19 protein-coding genes are annotated in these 16,154 nt (G+C 36.8%); 3 read left to right on the forward strand and 16 right to left on the reverse strand.

Annotation, left to right across the window (positions count from 1 at the left end; translation table 11 throughout):
• Positions 1–48: 48 nt before the first annotated feature.
• On the forward strand, positions 49–627 hold the full coding sequence (locus tag FORMB_RS11665; protein ID WP_069677628.1) for a PhnA domain-containing protein: 579 nt from the start codon (positions 49–51) through the stop codon (positions 625–627).
• On the opposite strand, the gene FORMB_RS11670 is transcribed toward FORMB_RS11665, so the two are convergent.
• The 16 genes from FORMB_RS11670 to FORMB_RS11735 form a co-directional block, all read right to left on the reverse strand.
• Positions 624–1,931 (reverse strand): cryptochrome/photolyase family protein, encoded by a 1,308-nt coding sequence (locus tag FORMB_RS11670; protein WP_069677629.1) that lies wholly within the window; start codon positions 1,929–1,931, stop codon positions 624–626. The two genes, FORMB_RS11665 and FORMB_RS11670, sit on opposite strands and share 4 nt — an antisense overlap.
• Positions 1,931–2,392 carry an SRPBCC family protein gene (locus tag FORMB_RS11675; protein ID WP_069677630.1) on the reverse strand — a complete coding sequence of 154 codons (462 nt, stop codon included), beginning with the start codon at positions 2,390–2,392 and terminating at the stop codon, positions 1,931–1,933. Before FORMB_RS11675 ends, FORMB_RS11670 begins: the two co-directional genes overlap by 1 nt.
• A 2-nt stretch (positions 2,393–2,394) precedes the next feature.
• A complete protein-coding gene (locus FORMB_RS11680) occupies positions 2,395–2,856 on the reverse strand; it encodes a TspO/MBR family protein (RefSeq protein WP_069677631.1) in 462 nt (153 codons plus the stop codon).
• Positions 2,857–3,024 (reverse strand): Lacal_2735 family protein, encoded by a 168-nt coding sequence (locus FORMB_RS13070; protein ID WP_157498174.1) that lies wholly within the window; start codon positions 3,022–3,024, stop codon positions 2,857–2,859.
• A gap of 3 nt (positions 3,025–3,027) precedes the next feature.
• Entirely contained in the window at positions 3,028–3,498 is a 471-nt protein-coding gene (locus FORMB_RS11685) for a glutathione peroxidase (RefSeq protein ID WP_231925545.1), read from the reverse strand.
• Positions 3,499–3,585: 87 nt separating this feature from the next.
• Positions 3,586–4,269, reverse strand: a complete 684-nt coding sequence (locus FORMB_RS11690) for an SDR family NAD(P)-dependent oxidoreductase (RefSeq protein ID WP_069677633.1) — start codon at positions 4,267–4,269, stop codon at positions 3,586–3,588.
• Entirely contained in the window at positions 4,266–4,490 is a 225-nt protein-coding gene (locus FORMB_RS11695; RefSeq protein ID WP_069677634.1) for a hypothetical protein, read from the reverse strand. The genes FORMB_RS11690 and FORMB_RS11695 overlap by 4 nt, the downstream gene beginning before the upstream one ends.
• Positions 4,491–4,492: 2 nt before the next feature.
• On the reverse strand, positions 4,493–5,182 hold the full coding sequence (gene folE, locus FORMB_RS11700) for a GTP cyclohydrolase I FolE (protein ID WP_069677635.1): 690 nt from the start codon (positions 5,180–5,182) through the stop codon (positions 4,493–4,495).
• A gap of 8 nt (positions 5,183–5,190) precedes the next feature.
• A complete protein-coding gene (locus FORMB_RS11705) occupies positions 5,191–5,463 on the reverse strand; it encodes a TIGR03643 family protein (protein WP_069677636.1) in 273 nt (90 codons plus the stop codon).
• A 39-nt stretch (positions 5,464–5,502) separates the two neighbouring features.
• Positions 5,503–5,889, reverse strand: coding sequence for a hypothetical protein (locus FORMB_RS11710; protein WP_231925546.1), 387 nt, complete (start codon positions 5,887–5,889; stop codon positions 5,503–5,505).
• Positions 5,890–5,973: 84 nt separating this feature from the next.
• Entirely contained in the window at positions 5,974–7,506 is a 1,533-nt protein-coding gene (locus tag FORMB_RS11715) for a cryptochrome/photolyase family protein (protein ID WP_069677637.1), read from the reverse strand.
• A 66-nt stretch (positions 7,507–7,572) separates the two neighbouring features.
• Positions 7,573–7,713, reverse strand: coding sequence for a DUF2256 domain-containing protein (locus FORMB_RS12890; protein WP_197493475.1), 141 nt, complete (start codon positions 7,711–7,713; stop codon positions 7,573–7,575).
• A 13-nt stretch (positions 7,714–7,726) separates the two neighbouring features.
• On the reverse strand, positions 7,727–8,347 hold the full coding sequence (locus FORMB_RS11720; protein ID WP_069677638.1) for a flavin reductase family protein: 621 nt from the start codon (positions 8,345–8,347) through the stop codon (positions 7,727–7,729).
• Positions 8,348–9,658 (reverse strand): ABC1 kinase family protein, encoded by a 1,311-nt coding sequence (locus FORMB_RS11725; RefSeq protein WP_069677639.1) that lies wholly within the window; start codon positions 9,656–9,658, stop codon positions 8,348–8,350. It lies immediately after the preceding gene.
• Between the two features lies 1 nt (position 9,659).
• On the reverse strand, positions 9,660–10,316 hold the full coding sequence (locus tag FORMB_RS11730; protein ID WP_069677640.1) for a TetR family transcriptional regulator C-terminal domain-containing protein: 657 nt from the start codon (positions 10,314–10,316) through the stop codon (positions 9,660–9,662).
• Between the two features lie 67 nt (positions 10,317–10,383).
• Entirely contained in the window at positions 10,384–11,043 is a 660-nt protein-coding gene (locus FORMB_RS11735; protein ID WP_069677641.1) for an aquaporin, read from the reverse strand.
• A 526-nt stretch (positions 11,044–11,569) separates the two neighbouring features.
• On the opposite strand from FORMB_RS11735, the gene FORMB_RS11740 reads away from it, so the two are divergent.
• Together FORMB_RS11740 and FORMB_RS11745 are read left to right on the forward strand one after the other, a co-directional pair.
• Complete coding sequence (locus FORMB_RS11740; RefSeq protein ID WP_069677971.1) at positions 11,570–14,707, forward strand: glycoside hydrolase family 2 TIM barrel-domain containing protein; 3,138 nt, start codon at positions 11,570–11,572, stop codon at positions 14,705–14,707.
• A gap of 12 nt (positions 14,708–14,719) precedes the next feature.
• Positions 14,720–16,129, forward strand: coding sequence for a glycosyl hydrolase family 16 (locus tag FORMB_RS11745; RefSeq protein ID WP_069677642.1), 1,410 nt, complete (start codon positions 14,720–14,722; stop codon positions 16,127–16,129).
• Positions 16,130–16,154 lie beyond the last annotated feature (25 nt).

Below are 16,154 nucleotides of genomic sequence, written 5' to 3' on the forward strand. Positions count from 1 at the left end.
CGAGCAGACAAAATTAGTTTTACTAAAGCGAATGATTATTAAATAGATATGAACTTAGAAAAAGACCTTCAAGAACGCAGCAAACACAGTTGCGAACTTTGTAAAGCCACTGAAAACCTAAACGTTTATACCGTTCAGCCTTCCAAAAAAGTAGATCTTACGGATAGTATCTACGCCTGTGAAACCTGTACCTCACAAATCGAAGATTCTGATTTAATGAATCCAAACCATTGGCGGTGTCTTAATGACAGTATGTGGAGTGAATTTCTTCCCGTTCAAGTTGTTGCCTGGCGTATGCTCAACCGTGTGCTTTCTTCGGGTTGGTCTCAGGATTTATTAGATATGATGTATTTGGATGAAGAACCGTTGGAGTGGGCAAAGGCACTCGGCGATGGCGTGGAAGAAGGTACTAAACTTATTCATAGAGATGTGAATGGCGTCATCCTTGAAGCAGGCGATAGTGTCGTTCTTATAAAAGATTTAAAAGTCAAAGGGTCAAGTATGATTGCCAAACAAGGAACCGCCGTCAGACGGATCTCTTTGGACCACGAAAATGAAACCTATATTGAAGGAAAGGTCGATGGCAAGCATATTGTGATTATCACTCAATACGTAAAGAAACTTTAGTTCTTACCCAAGGCTTCTTTATAGGTCGAAAGACAACGCTCTCTCGCAAATTTATGATCAACCATCGGCGTAGGATAGGTTAACTCTTGATATTCAGGCACCCATTTTTTAATGTATTTATGCTCTTTGTCAAAATTGGTAACTTGTGTCGTAGGATTGAAAATTCTAAAATACGGTGCCGCATCTACGCCACAGCCAGCAACCCATTGCCAATTACTCACATTACTTGAAAGTTCAAAATCATGGAGCTTTTCCGCAAAATAAGCTTCTCCCAAGCGCCAATCGATCAAAAGATGTTTGCATAAAAAACTACCCACCAACATACGCACACGGTTGTGCATAAATCCTGTTTGATTCAGTTCACGCATCCCCGCATCTACAAGGGGATAGCCGGTATTTCCATCACACCATTGTTTGTATTCTTCGGGGTCATTACGCCATTTAATCGCTTCGTATTGAGGCTTGAAACTTTGGGTGACGGTATGAGGAAAATGCCATAAAATCTGCATAAAAAATTCACGCCAAATCAATTCTTTTAAAAACGTATTGTTGGTATGCTGAATGGCTTTGGAAACAATCTCTCGAACACTTACCGTTCCAAATCGTAAATGAGGGCCTAATTTGGACGTCCCATCCACCGCAGGAAAATTCCGTGTGGCTTCATAATTTTCAATGATGCCACTTTCCACTTTGTAAGGCGCGACTTTAACAGGGTTTGGCTCAAAGCCCATAGACTTTAAATCCACCCATGGAAAAGAACTAGATTGGTAAGTATTGCTTAATAATTCTTCTGAGTGAAATGCGCTGCAACGATCGGTATTAAAAGCGGCCAGCCATTTTTTTGAGAAAGGGGTATAGACTTTATAAGGAAGTCCGTCGTCTTTTGTAATTTCATTTTGTTCAAATATCACATGGTCTTTAAACGAATTAAATGCGATGGATTTTGATTCTAGTAAGTCAGAAATACTTTGATCCCTTGAAAGGGCATACGGCTCATAATCTCGATTGTAATATACGCTGCTTACGTCGTATTCAGTGGTCAGTTGTTCTATAACCGCTTCAGGAGTTCCGTGGTAAACAGACAACCCACTTCCGTGTGCTTGCAGGTTTGTGTTGATTGCTTGAAGTTGTTCATGGATGAATTCAACTCTTGCATCATTTTTGGGTAATGAATCTAATATAGAGGTATCAAAAATAAATATAGGCAATACAGCCTCGTTATGTTTTAAGGCTTCAAACAATCCATGGTTGTCGTGCAGTCTTAAATCTCTTCTAAACCAAAATAGTGATACAGTTGTTTTCATTAATACGTTCCAAATAATTCGGTTAATTTCTTTTGTCTGTGGGCGAAAATTTCTTCCAATTTAGGTTTTACGATAAACGGATGCACGAGTTGCCCTAGCCATCCCAATGGGACTTTATAGTCAATGATGTCTTCCATTTCTACGCCGCCATCAATCGCCTTAATAAAGTGTTTGTGATGCCAAAGTGCGTAAGGGCCGTAACGTTGTTCGTCCACAAAATAATGTTGGTCTTTCACTTGTGTGATTTCAGTCACCCATTTGGTTTTAATCCCCAAAAGAGGCGTCACACTGTATTGGATAATCTGCCCAGGATACATAGGACGGTCGGCACCCGATAAAATATCAAAACTCATATAGGCTGGAGTGATGGTTTTTAGGTTTGCTGGATTCGATAAAAATTCCCAAGCTTTTTCTACACTAATAGGTAGATTTTGCTTTTTGTGGACAGTGTAAATTTTCATACTTAATTATATAATGCGATGTATAAGTTTAAAGAAGTTGCGAGTACCAACCAGATGCAATAGGGCAGTACATAAAAACGTTTATTCTTAAGGGAATTTTTAAATGCTATCAGGAAATAAAACATTAATACCGTTAAAAGTATGATGTTAAGTAAGCCTATATTGATAAGGTGTCGATTGAAAAATAGATAATTCCAAATTATGTTCAACACGAATTGAGCGCTAAATAGGAGTACAACTTTTTTGGATCGATTCACTTGAATTAAAAAAGTCATATACACTGAAAACAGAATCATAATACTGCTCCAAGCCACTCCAAAAACCCAGCCGGGTGGAGACCATTGTGCTTGATTCAGATTGATGTACCATTCGGTTCGTGGGCCGTCATTCATGAGCCAAGTTCCGATTGCAAGTGCACTAAAATTAATGAGAATAAAAAGGAGTAAGCCTTTATAAAATTTCATTTAGCTGTTTAGTTTGTCAATTTCATCTAATAACCCTTGCGCTTCAGAATACTTCGCGTCACTCGCGGAGCGATTCGTTGTTGAAAGTTCGTGCCATTCTGACATTAACTTTTTATAACGATCTTGAAGTTTCTCGACTGGGGTCTTTTTTTTGAAAATTCCGAACATAACTTATTTTAATTGACGTGTTATTTTACTACTTAATGGTTTTGTAATCGAATAGAAATAATCTACAAAGGCTCCGTTACCATCGACTAAATACTTTTGAAAATTCCATTTTACGGAAGTGCTTTTAACACTGTTTAAATCCTTGTTGGTTAACCACTTATATAGTGGGTGTTGATTATCTCCTTTAACGTCGATTTTTTCAGTCATTAAGAAAGTTACGCCGTAATTTTTTGAACAAAACGATTGTATTTGATCTGAAGTACCAGGCTCTTGACCGCCAAATTGGTTGCAAGGAACTCCGATGACCATCAGCTTATCTTGATAGGTGTCGTACAGTTTTTGAAGGTCTTCATACTGTCCCGTAAAACCACATTCAGAAGCAACGTTTACAAACAGGATGTGTTTTCCTTTGTAGTCGTTTAGATTGATGGGACTTCCATCAAGACTGTTAATTTCAATGTTATATAAAGACATAGTTTGGTTATTTATTATTTGTGAATTAGTTTGAATTGAAACGAAAAACAAGATTGATAAAATCACTAATTTTAATGAATTCATAGCTTATAATTTTAAAGAGACGATACCGCAATCTAGGTTAAAAATTTGCCCAGAAATTGACTTAGAGACGTCTGAAAGAAGGTATTCTGCCATGGCAGCAACTTCTGAAGGCTCTAGGTATTTTTTCAAAGGATGACGCTGAATGGTACTTTCAATCATGCGTTCATTTCTAAGAAATTTAGCGGCTAATTCTGTATCCGTAATCGTTGGCGCAATCGCATTGACTCTAATTTTAGGAGCTAAATCGGCTGCTACAGACTTGGTCAGTCCTTCAACGGCAGATTTTGCAGTGGCGATGCTGGCATGAAATGGCATTCCTAATTTTGTAGCGACCGTGCTAAACAAGACGATAGAAGCAGCCTCACTTTTGGTAAGTGCTTTTGTATAGACTTGAATGCATTTAACGGCACCAATTACGTTTATTTCAAAATCGGTTCTAAAATCATCGATACTCAACCTGTTGAATGGCTTGAGATTGATACTTCCTGGACAATACACCAGTCCATCAGCATCTTCAATTTCAGGTAATTCATCGGCTAATACATCGCAGGAAAAATGTGATAAGTTAGCGTGTTGGAACTCCGGAGCCGTTCGACTGATATTGATGACTTGATGCTCTTTAAGCAAACTTTCGGTAATAGCTTTTCCAATACCTTTACTACCCCCAATAATAATAATTTTTTTCATGCTGTTAGTGGACGTCCTTTTAAACGTTTTTCAATTTTTTGTTTGATCGCGGTTAAGCGTTTCATTAAATCCATTAATTTTGGATCTTTAGAGGTTTTATAAATTTCATTGACTCCCAATATTAATCCTTTTACTTCTCTTGATGCTTCGATACGCTCACTTGTTGTTTTAAATGTAAGTGGTTTGAGTTCAAAAGCTTCTGCTTGTTTTACAACATCCATAGTTATAGTTTTAAATAATTTTGTAATTCAGCAATTTTTGCTGAGGTATTAAAAGTGCCCCCATAAAAAGCGGTCACAGTTGCAGAGGTATCGTCTTTGATTCCTCTGGAAGACACACATAGGTGTTTTGCGTCAATAATGACTGCTACATCCTCGGTTCCCAAAATGCCTTTTAATTCTTCTGCAATTTGATTGGTAAGGCGCTCTTGAACCTGTGGTCGTTTGGCGTAATACTGTACAATGCGGTTGAGTTTAGACAATCCGATTACCTTTCCAGATGATATATAGGAAATATGTGCTTTTCCAATAATAGGCACAAAGTGGTGTTCGCAATTGGAATAAAATGTAATGTCTTTTTCTACCAGCATCTGGTTGTATTGATATTTATTATCAAATAACGCTACTTTTGGTTTATTTTTAGGGTTTAATCCAGAAAATATTTCATCAATATACATTTTAGCAACGCGTTCAGGAGTTCCTTTAAGAGAATCATCCGTTAAGTCTAAGCCCAAAACATCCATGATTTCTTCAAATAAAACAGCTATTTTCTTCTTCTTATCTCCATCTGAAAGCTTAAAAGCATCTTTCTTCATTGGCGTTTCTAACCCAGTAAAGAGGTGGTCATCTCCAATTTCATGATTTGAAAATCCATTTAACAAATCTTCGTTTTCTGTAGTAACTTTAGTATTCATATAATGTTTTAACGCTTTGATATTTTATTGTGAGTTATTTGTCGTTGTCTTGTACATTTAAATCTTCCAGATTCAAAAGACCGTAATTTTTGATGTTTTGTTTTTCTGCCTTGAACCCGCGCCCGCCACAATCGGAAACTTTTTGGCTTCATATAGGTGCGCATTACCTTGATTACTTCTTGCTCAGTGAGTTTAAACTGGTGCTCAATCGCTTCAAAAGTGGTGCGGTCTTCCCACGCCATCTCAATAATTCGGTCTATTTCTATAACCCCTAAAGTCATAATGCAGGCATTTTATATTGTTCGTCGAATTCTATTTTTTCATTTAATAAAGATCTTAAAAAAAAATTTATTTTCATGAAAAGTTTTCGTTTTTTTAAATTGAATAAATTTTCCTTGTGCATGAATGCTCATTCCATCTGTTTTGTAAAATACTAAATGATAGAATGGAATTGCCCATGTGAAATTTCTGTGTCCCTTGGTAATGTGTATTAAAATACCTTTTTTACGCATTTCAATATTCGCGTAATTTAAATCAGAAACTGTATTTAAAATGAGATTCAAATTAGGACTCACTTTATCAACGATCATGCGTTTTGATCCTATGCCACGACGTTTGATGGATTCAAAAAAAGTGTAAGGCTTACCAACAAAATTATTAAATATTTGTTTGTGTTCCTTGTTGTAGTATGTTGTATCTAGAACCAATGGAGTCATTTAAGTTTCAAACATACACAATGTTCAATCATTTAAAATAACAATTAAACAAATATTAACATTTTTTATGTATGTTTAAAATTTCTCAGGGGTTTCTATGACTTGAGAAGCTCTTAATTTCATGGCAATTAGCTCGTCAGTTGAGAACTTATTTAACACAGAATACATCATTTTCATACGGAAGTTTGTGGCCAGTTGAGGGCGTTTATCATCTAGAAAATTCCAGTATAAACTATTAAAAGGGCAGGCATTTTCTCCCAAGCGTTCTTTGACGTTGTATTGACAGCCACTGCAGTAATTACTCATTTTATTGATGTAACTGCCAGAAGACACATAGGGTTTTGTTGCAATCAAGCCTCCATCGGCAAACTGACTCATTCCGCGGGTGTTGGGAAGTTGTACCCACTCCAAAGCATCAATGTAAATCCCCAAATACCAATCGTCAACTTCATCGGGGTGGGTTTGGGTTAACAATAAATAATTCCCCGTAATCATCAAACGCTGAATGTGATGCGCATAAGCGTTGTCCAAAGAATTATTTATTGTTTTGCTCAAGCAATTCATTTTTGTGTCACCCGTCCAAAAGAATTCTGGAATCGCATGGTGATTGTCAAGGGTATTTAAAGTCTTGTATTCAGGCATTTGTGCCCAGTACATACCCCGCATATATTCGCGCCATCCGATCACTTGTCTAATAAACCCTTCTACTTGAGATATTGAAATTTCTTCGTGATTTGCTCGGTAATGAACCAAAACAGAATCCACAATTTCTTTGGGACTGATTAGTTTTAGGTTCATGGCAAACGACAGACGGGAGTGAAATAGATATACCTCCTCGTTGTGCAAGGCGTCTTGATAATCCCCAAAATGAACCAATAAATTTTGATTAAAATAATCAAGTTGTTCTAGGGATTGTTTTCTGTTTATGGGGTATGAAAAGGTAGTGTCATTAAAACGCCCGATGGTTTTAATGCTAGCAGTGTGAATCGTTTCTAATATATCTTTAACAGGGTTTTTAAAGTCTAAAAATGGAGGTATTTCTGGGGAGCCTTTCCATTTGTTACGATTGCTTTTGTCGTAATTCCACTCTCCACCTTCAGGTTGTTCGCCCTCCATCAAAATATGATGTTTCTTACGCATATACCGATAAAAGCGTTCCATTACAAATTGCTTTTTCCCTTCGTAAAAAACAGATAGTTCGTCACGTTTGGTATAAAAATGTTCGGTATCCACTTCTGACGATGGAATTGAAAGCGTACTGCAAATCGATTTCAGTTGCGTATCTAACCGGTATTCATCTGGCGATTGGTATTCAAAGGATTCAATGCCTTGAGAGTTGATAATATTTTTGATATTCTCTTCTAGATTCTGAAGGTTGGTAGTGTCGTCTAAAGTTAAATAAACAACCTTGTGACCTTGTGCCTCCAGTTGTTTTGAGAAATCGCGCATGGCTGCAAAAAACCCCACTACTTTTTGAATGTGGTGTTTCACATAATCCGTTTCTTGACGCATTTCAAACATACAATACACGGTTGATTCTGAAACAGACGCATACCACGAATGTTGTGCGTTTAGTTGATCCCCAAGAATAAGACGAAGTGTTTTCATTTAAAATAATTTAGTTTGAAGTTGTAGGAGTTGCAACGCAGTGATTCGTGTATTTACAAATTAAACTCAGCTCGATTGTTTTCGTAGACTGCTGCATTTTTTACTGCAATATTTGACGGATTCCCAGTTTTTCTCCCATTTCTTTCGCCATGTAAATGGACGTTGGCATTGGACGCAAACTTTGGTAGGGAGATTTGTTTTTTTCAATTCGAATACGGCTTTATTTCTTTGGACGTTGGTACTCGATGCGTTGTTTAAGAGCGGGCAAGGCATAGCCGTCCAAGCCATTTATGGCAACAATATTAGCTTTTGCTAAATTGACAAATCCATCGGTTTCAACAATATCATCTTGAATATACAAATCCTTTATTTCGGCAATGAGTTGCACGGTGTTATTGGTTTTGATGATATATTCCTCACAATAGGTGAGTGCCATCTGAATTGGTGCGCCTTTTACAAAGGGCGCATGCCAATCGTTTTTGTATTCTTCTTCCAGTTTTGTAATGTCAAATTCCGAGATACTTTTATCGTATTTAGCAGAGGTATGGTGCGCTTGCTCAATAATGTCTAAGTGGATATGATTCACTGTAAACTGCCCTGTTTCTTTGATGTTATCATACGTATTTCTTGGCACATCAGACACGGGTCTAAAAACAATTCCTAGCAATGGAGGATTGGATCCTAAATGGGTTACAGAACTAAAAACAGCCACGTTTGGTGTGCCATCATTTGATTTGGTTCCAATGAGGTTTGCCGATTTAAAACCGGAGCAACTGTTCATCATGTTTATTCTGTAAACATGGTCTAAATCATCAAAATCTTGCCGTCTTAAGTGTAACATTTAGTAGTTGTTAAATTGGTTAATTTTTACAGCCGAAGCTTTCAAATCAAACATTAAATTATACAGTCCAAAAAAGGTTCGGTTGATGTATATAAAATGCTTGGAACCACGGTTGCCGTTAAACTTTCGGAGTTCGGTGCTTTTGCTGTATCGTTGTGCTAAGTCTCCGATTTTATCAAAAAAATCAGGATTGGAAAAATCAAAGATTGGATCGTGAAAAGGCAGTGTAAACACACTTAATAACTCATGAAACATATCCGTAAAAAACACCAGTTCCTCGGGGGTATCGGTGGGTGTTAAAATTTCTAATTCGTATAATTTCTCTTTGAACAACGCAGGGTTGTCAATGATGTTTTTGTCAGATAATTCAAAGTAAGGAATGTAAAACTCATCGGGTATGGACTTCATACATCCAAAATCCAAAGCAATCAGTTGTGCATCTTCATTTATTAGAAAATTACCAGGGTGGGGATCTGCATGTACTTTTCTGAGCGTGTGAATTTGAAACATAAAAAAGTCCCAAAGAGCCTGTCCAAGTTGGTTTGCCTTGTCTTTATCCGTGTTGTATTTTGTGAATTCAGAAAGATGTTCACCTTTCATAAAATCCATCGTGATGATGCGGTCTGAGGAGTAATCCTCGTAATATTCAGGAAACAACAAATTAGGGATGTGAAGGCAAGCGTTCGCAATTTCTTTGCTTTGAGAAATTTCAAGATTGTAATTGGTTTCTTCCACCAATTTGTCTTCAACTTCTTGGAAATACTTGTCCGAATCTTTTCCTTTGATATTAAACATTTTGATGGCAATGGGTTTCACCATCGCCAAGTCTGATTTGATACTGTCTGCAACGCCAGGATACTGTATTTTAACGGCCAATTGTTTGCCATCTTTTTCGGCTTTATGAACTTGACCAATACTCGCCGCATTGACGGATTCTGAGTCGAATTCATCAAAAATTTGGTTGGGGTGTTGCCCAAAATATTTTTTAAATGTTTTAATGACTAATGGAGAGGATAAGGGCGGAACTGAGAATTGAGCTAAAGAAAATTTATCCACGTAAGCTTGTGGTAAAATACTTTTTTCCATGCTCAACATTTGTGCCACTTTTAAAGCACTTCCTTTGAGTTGTTTTAATCCTGAATAAATATCTTCAGCATTGTTTTTATTGAGATTTTCTTTGGCTTCTGATTCTGTTTTGGTGATTTTTTCACCGTAATATTTTAGGTAGTTAACGCCTACCTTGGCACCCGTTGAAACAAGTTTTCCAGCGCGTTGTATTTTTGAAGTTGGAATTCGGTCGATTGACTTCATATTAGTGCATGCTAATTTTTTCCTTGATTAAAAATTTTCCAAAATCCACAAAGCTTTTAAGAGGGGAGATGTTAATCAAATCGAAACTTGCGTTGATTGATTTCTCAATAAAAATATCTGTTTTCTCAAAAGATGTAGAAGTGTCATCCAACCAAAATTTCATTGTGAGCATCAGTTGAATCCAGTAAGTTTCTTGAACCACACTGTCTTTAATTTGTTCTAATTGTTTATTTTTAATCTGTAGAACTTCAATATCTAATTGGTCAATGTAGTTCAGAAACTTTGAACGCAACCCTTTTAGTTTTTTTAAGTTCTCAAGTTGGTTGCTGCTTTCGTTTAAAGCATAGACCACATAACTTCTATTGGCGGTTAAATTTTCAAAAAATGTAAAGTAGAAACTTAATAATTGATTTCGGGAATCGTAAGTAGGGTAGTCCTTACTGGACTCCAAAGTCTCTATAGTGTTTGTGAAAAACAGACTGAATATCGTACTTTCAAGGACTTCAAAATTCGCAAAGAATTTATAAAAATCAGCTTCCTCAAAGCCGTTAGATTTTGCAAAGGTATATATTGATTTCGGAGCGTGGTTGTGTTCTAAGACATGCTCCATATAAAGCTTAACTAGGGTGTTTTGTGTGAGGGTATTTTTTTTGGCCATAACATTTATAGATTATGGTGTAAAAATACATTTTGTTTAATAAATGTAATATAAAATTAAACAAATATTAACATTTATCATCACAACAATTGTCACTTTTGACAAGCTTACAACTAAAAACTGCAAGGAACATTCCAATAAAAGGTGCTGTAAGATACACCCATAAATGAGTGAAATTTCCAGAAGCAAGGGCAGGTGCTAAAGAACGAATGGGATTCATGGACGCTTTTGTTAAGGGGCCTGCAAACATGGCTTCTAGTAGAATGACACTTCCGACAGCAATCCCAGCAATGGGACCAATTTCTTTACTTCCAGTTGAGACATTAATAATAACAACCATCAAGAAAAAGCTAAGCAGCAATTCTATAATAAAGACCTTCAAAGGTTCAATGTTAGGGAGTGTGGCTCCTAAATCACTTTCAGGAAAAAGAAACAGCAACACTAAGGAGGCAGCGAATGCTCCTATAAATTGCGCAACTATATATTTGGGAACTTCGTTCCAACTGAATTTTTTAGCCACTGCAAAGCCTACGGTCACTGCAGGATTAAAATGCGCCCCAGAGATATCTCCAAAAGCATAGATCATGGCCATTACAATAAGTCCCCAAGTGATGGCAACTCCTGGGTGGGTGATGGTGCCTCCAGTAAAATCATTGATCACCATGGCGCCACAACCACAAAAAATCATGCTAAAGGTTCCTATCGTTTCAGCGATGTATTTTTTCATTCTATTTTTTTTTCAAAGATACAATCAAATTTTGTTATTTTTAGATATTGAAGTTTTACTATAATGTTAATATGTATCTATAGTTATATCGGCTTTTGTTGTCAACCTATATACTTGTAAAAGTGACGAATCCTTTTTTATAGATTCTTCAAAAAAAACGTTACGCTAATAAAGAGTTTCCACTACGCTTAAAACGGATTCCCCTTAAAAAATGCTCTCTTCAAACTATACACTGCTTTCTGAAGTGCTTTTATCTACCTGATATAACTATACATTACCCATACAATTGCTATTACATTAGATAATTCCAACCCAGTCCAAATTTTGTAAATCCTTGATTTTCTCAGTTTATTGGTATTCATTTTGTTAAATTAGTTATAATCGAAAAGGTTTTTTAGTTTGTATGTTTTTTGTAGTGCTTTTTTTTATCACTCCAATGTTGCTTAGTCCCTATATTTAACAACAGTATAAATAATTCTAAAATCAACTTTTAAATTAACTCTATTATTTTTAAATGAACCAAATTATGAGAAACACCTTTATAAGATTAATTCTTTTTTTAATTACAACCAGCGCATTTGCTCAGGCAGATAAAGTAAAGGTGGTCAATAATGAAGACGGAATGAAATTAGTTGTCAATGGAGAAGACTTCATGATCAACGGAATGAATTGGGATTACTTCCCAATTGGTACAAATTACTCCTACAGTTTATGGAAGCAATCTGATGATGTCATTAAGGCAGCATTGGACGCAGAAATGGGCTTATTGAAAAACATGGGAGTCAATGTCATAAGGCAATATACAGGTGTACAGCCAAAATGGATACAATACATCTATGAGAACTATGGTATATATACTATGCTGAATCACTCCTTTGGACGTTACGGATTGACCGTAAACGGCGGATGGGTAGCAGTGACGGATTATAGAGATCCAGCAACCCAAGAGTTGTTGATGTCTGAAGCAACTACATTGGCTGAAGATTATAAAGACACGCCGGGTTTACTAATGTTCCTATTAGGAAACGAAAATAACTACGGTCTTTTTTGGGCAGGTGCTGAAACAGAAGATTTTCCTGATGAAGAAGAAAAAAGAGATTTCGTTGGCGAAGAGCGTGGAAGACCGATGTACAAGCTGATGAACGATGCTACGATTAAAATGAAGAGTATTGATTCCTCTCACCCCATAGCAATCTGTAATGGAGATGTCTTATTTATAGACATCATTGCTGAAGAGTGTAAAGACATCGATATTTTCGGAACCAATATGTATCGTGGATCTTCTTTTACAGATGCATTCAAAACGGTTAAAGAAAAATTAGACATGCCTATTATGTTAACCGAGTTTGGTGCAGATGCATTTAACGCGATTGAAAATGCTGAAGACCAAAAAATGCAAGCCTATTATATGGTTGAAAACTGGAAAGATATTTACCAGAATGCTGCAGGTTTAGGGAAATCAGAGAATGCAATAGGAGGTTTCACCTTTCAATTTAGCGATGGTTGGTGGAAATTTGGACAAACTAAAAATTTAGACATTCATGACAACAATGCCTCATGGGCAAATGGTGGTTATGCTTTGGATTTGGCTCCTGGTGAAAATAACATGAACGAAGAATGGTTTGGTATTTGTGCCAAAGGCCCTACAAATACTAGAGGACTTTATACCTTATATCCACGTGCAGCATATTATGCATTAAAAACAGCACACCAATTAAATCCTTATGAAGAAGGTGTCACTCCAGAATTTGTAACAACTCATTTTGAGAACATTCAATTAATGGATGCAGTTCTTCGAGCAAGAGGAGATAAAGCAGCTTTAGGAGGCAGTGAAAAAATTAAACTAAGCAATTTAAGAGCTGAGTTTTCAACCTTTAATACAGGCGGTACACTTATTACAACTCCTGATAATGCAGATCCAAATACAAATGGATATCCAAATGAACTAGGTTTTGATCATATGCAATCTTACTTTATTGGTGTAGAAGGGAATCCTACTTCTAATTTGCGTGCCAATGTGAATTTCAACATTCTTGGTCATGTTGCTGAGAATCCAATTGACGAAATATTTTATGAAAATACAGGACGTTCATTTGAAGTTACTACAGACGATGGAAATGTAACTATTTCAGATCCAAACAGAGTTAAAATATACAATGCAGAATTTGATTGGAATGCTAAAGAATTTAATCTTAGAGGGTTTTACAGAACCGGGCATTACCACTGGGCTTATGAAGGCGATTTATTTAACTTGTACAGAGAAGCAAATTACGGGCCTAATTTAGATTTGTATAACGGTGAAATTTCAGGTATTGAATTTGATGCCAAGGGAACACTAAAAGGTTTAAAAGCCGCTTTTGGTCCTCAACTTTGGTGGGGAGCAAATCCAGCAATATTATTGAAATATGGTAGAAATCTAGGTGGCTGGGATGTTGCTGCTGTTTACCACGAAGATATTGATGATGTAGGTAGGGCTGTTACTTCAATCGCCATACCACTTCCAAAAACACGTAGAGTCTCTTTGGCTGTCGAAAGACAATTTGGAGCTTTTAATTTTGAGATAGGTGGTTTATGGGGAGGACAACCTCTAAACGGTCGTGAATTTCAAATAGCGGAAGGTACTACTGATAATTACATCATTTATACAGACAAAATCAACGAAAATGACAACTGGGGTGCAAAAGCCAAGTTATCCTATGAAAAGGGAGCTTTTAAATGGTATGCACAAGGCGCCAGCATGGGCTTAGTTGCTAATGGTGGATCGGATCAAACACAAACATTTACAGGTTGGAAATTGAAGGATTCTGGAAGTGGAAACCAAAACAACTTCCTTTCTGGTTTTTCATATACGTTTGGGGATTTTCAAATTGCCCCTAACTTTTTATGGCAAAAACCAATTGTGGGTGCCATGCCAAATGATTTAAATGGAGGCACTGGACGTCTGAGAAATATACAAGACGATCCATTTGCGGTAAGAGGAAACAGAGAAACCACTGCTGGAGAACTCTTATTTTCTTACGATCCAACACCAGGAACCTGGATGTACGAATGGGACAACGACCGAGCTGAAGACGCAAAGTTCGCTTTCAATCTTGGCTTTGTATTTCGTCACCACCCAACAGCACAAGATGCAGCCGTTGGATTTTTAGCAAATCGTACTTCTTTTGCATTTCCGAATGCAGCACCTGCACAAGATTTATGGGAAGCACATTCACGCATCGTATCTAAAATGACTCCAGAAATTGGATTTATTGCCAACCTATATGCTGGTAATGCACAGGCAAATGGTAGCGATCCTCGACTGATTCAACGTGTTGGAGGAGACATTCGATTGATTTATAATAAATTGAAATTGACCCATACATTTAAAATTAACGATTGGGGACCTTTTGATTACCACCGAGATTTTAACTTGACGTACCCAGTACAATTAATGTTAGATCTATCGACCACCTTAGGAAAACCAGATTGGTTCATCCTTCCAAACACACAAGTAGGTGTCCGTGGAACATGGCGTTCATTAAATGAAAACTCGCCACGTTACTCACCTAATTTTGTGCCAGCTAACACATTCCCACCAGTGCCTCCTATTAGTTCGGTAGGATTTCCTGACGGAAGTGAATGGGAAATTAGAACATACATACATATCAATATTGGAAAATAAAAAACTGTAAAAATGAAAAATATAAAATTTATGTATTCAAAAATTATGCTCCTCACGGGATTACTTTTTGTAATCACCATGAGTTGTGAGAGAGACATTTCTGATCAGGTAGAATTTGCACACTTATCTAAAACAGGTGAGATTTTCACAGATTCACCTATTGGACTTGGGAGTGATTTTTACTTTCCATACACAGGTTCAAAAGCAACCGCTTGGTCAGTAGACGAAGGCGAAGGTTATGAAAGTTTTGCTTCCATGCGATTTGATGTGCCCAATGCAAATGATCCAGCAGGAAATTATGCAGGAGCCATATTTAGAGTTGATGGATCAGGACGTGACCTTACTGAATTTGATGCCTTAACCTTTTGGGCGAAAGCATCTCAAGGCGTTGTGATTGGTGAAGTAGGATTTGGACAAGACTTTGGACTGAATAAATACCAAGTATCTGAAAACAATGTAAGTTTAAGTACCAACTGGCAAAAATTTGTGATTCCAATTCCAGATGCTTCAAAACTTTTTGATGAAAGAGGGATGTTTTGGTATTCGGCAGGAACCCAAAATACAGGTGGAAATGGTTATACGTTTTGGATTGATGAATTAAAGTTTGAAAAACTAGGAACCATCGGACAACCAAGACCCGCCATTTTAAATGGTAATGATGTTGTACAAGATGCCTTTTCAGGAATTGTTTTAGAATTAACAGGCTTAACTCAAACCTTCAATTTGGGTTCTGGATTAAATAAAACAGTGAATGTCGCACCAAGTTATTTTGATTTTACATCTTCGGAACCAAGTTTGGCTTTCATAGATGAATTTGGGAACATCTCTGTTAGTAGTGGTTCAGCTGTGATAACAGCGACTCTAGGAGGCGTAGAAGCAGAAGGCTCCATGACCATAAATGCAGTCGGTGCATTTGATGTAGCACCCACGCCAACAAGAGACCCGAGTGATGTGATTTCTATTTTTAGTGATAGTTATACAAACGTTCCAGTGGACTTTTTCAATGGTTACTGGGAACCTTGGCAAACAACACTGTCTTCTGATTTCGTAGTAGACGGTAACAACATGATCAACTACACTAATTTTAATTTTGTGGGAACTCAATTTGCCAACCCAACTGTGGATATTACAGATTATCCTAATTTACATGTAAATATCTACATTCCAGAAGAACCTGCCAATCTTGATTTTTTAATTACAGTGAGAGATTTTGGGCCTGACCAAGCTGATGGTGGAGGTGATGATACATTCCAACAAATATTCTTTGATGGCGATGATTTTGAAGCAGGTACTTGGAGTACTTTAGAAGCTCAAATAACCTTGCCGACTCGAAATAATATGGGACTTATTATTTATGAAAACATTAATGGTTCTTCATTAAATGAACTGTATGTAGATAATATTTATTTTTATAAAAACTAGAGGATTATAAATTCAAAAAAACAAA

Source organism: Formosa sp. Hel1_33_131 (assembly GCF_001735745.1).
GTDB lineage: Bacteria > Bacteroidota > Bacteroidia > Flavobacteriales > Flavobacteriaceae > Hel1-33-131.

Coding starts and splice junctions, on each gene's coding strand:
- FORMB_RS11740 (WP_069677971.1), top strand. CDS start 11,570: ATGAGAAACACCTTTATAAGATTAATTCTTTTTTTAATTACAACCAGC.
- FORMB_RS11690 (WP_069677633.1), bottom strand. CDS start 4,269: ATGAAAAAAATTATTATTATTGGGGGTAGTAAAGGTATTGGAAAAGCT.
- FORMB_RS11730 (WP_069677640.1), bottom strand. CDS start 10,316: ATGGCCAAAAAAAATACCCTCACACAAAACACCCTAGTTAAGCTTTAT.
- FORMB_RS11725 (WP_069677639.1), bottom strand. CDS start 9,658: ATGAAGTCAATCGACCGAATTCCAACTTCAAAAATACAACGCGCTGGA.
- FORMB_RS11685 (WP_231925545.1), bottom strand. CDS start 3,498: ATGTCTTTATATAACATTGAAATTAACAGTCTTGATGGAAGTCCCATC.
- FORMB_RS11735 (WP_069677641.1), bottom strand. CDS start 11,043: ATGAAAAAATACATCGCTGAAACGATAGGAACCTTTAGCATGATTTTT.
- FORMB_RS11665 (WP_069677628.1), top strand. CDS start 49: ATGAACTTAGAAAAAGACCTTCAAGAACGCAGCAAACACAGTTGCGAA.
- FORMB_RS11675 (WP_069677630.1), bottom strand. CDS start 2,392: ATGAAAATTTACACTGTCCACAAAAAGCAAAATCTACCTATTAGTGTA.
- FORMB_RS11695 (WP_069677634.1), bottom strand. CDS start 4,490: ATGGATGTTGTAAAACAAGCAGAAGCTTTTGAACTCAAACCACTTACA.
- FORMB_RS11720 (WP_069677638.1), bottom strand. CDS start 8,347: ATGTTACACTTAAGACGGCAAGATTTTGATGATTTAGACCATGTTTAC.
- FORMB_RS11715 (WP_069677637.1), bottom strand. CDS start 7,506: ATGAAAACACTTCGTCTTATTCTTGGGGATCAACTAAACGCACAACAT.
- FORMB_RS11705 (WP_069677636.1), bottom strand. CDS start 5,463: ATGACTTTAGGGGTTATAGAAATAGACCGAATTATTGAGATGGCGTGG.
- FORMB_RS11670 (WP_069677629.1), bottom strand. CDS start 1,931: ATGAAAACAACTGTATCACTATTTTGGTTTAGAAGAGATTTAAGACTG.
- FORMB_RS13070 (WP_157498174.1), bottom strand. CDS start 3,024: ATGTTCGGAATTTTCAAAAAAAAGACCCCAGTCGAGAAACTTCAAGAT.
- FORMB_RS11745 (WP_069677642.1), top strand. CDS start 14,720: ATGAAAAATATAAAATTTATGTATTCAAAAATTATGCTCCTCACGGGA.
- folE (WP_069677635.1), bottom strand. CDS start 5,182: ATGAATACTAAAGTTACTACAGAAAACGAAGATTTGTTAAATGGATTT.
- FORMB_RS11680 (WP_069677631.1), bottom strand. CDS start 2,856: ATGAAATTTTATAAAGGCTTACTCCTTTTTATTCTCATTAATTTTAGT.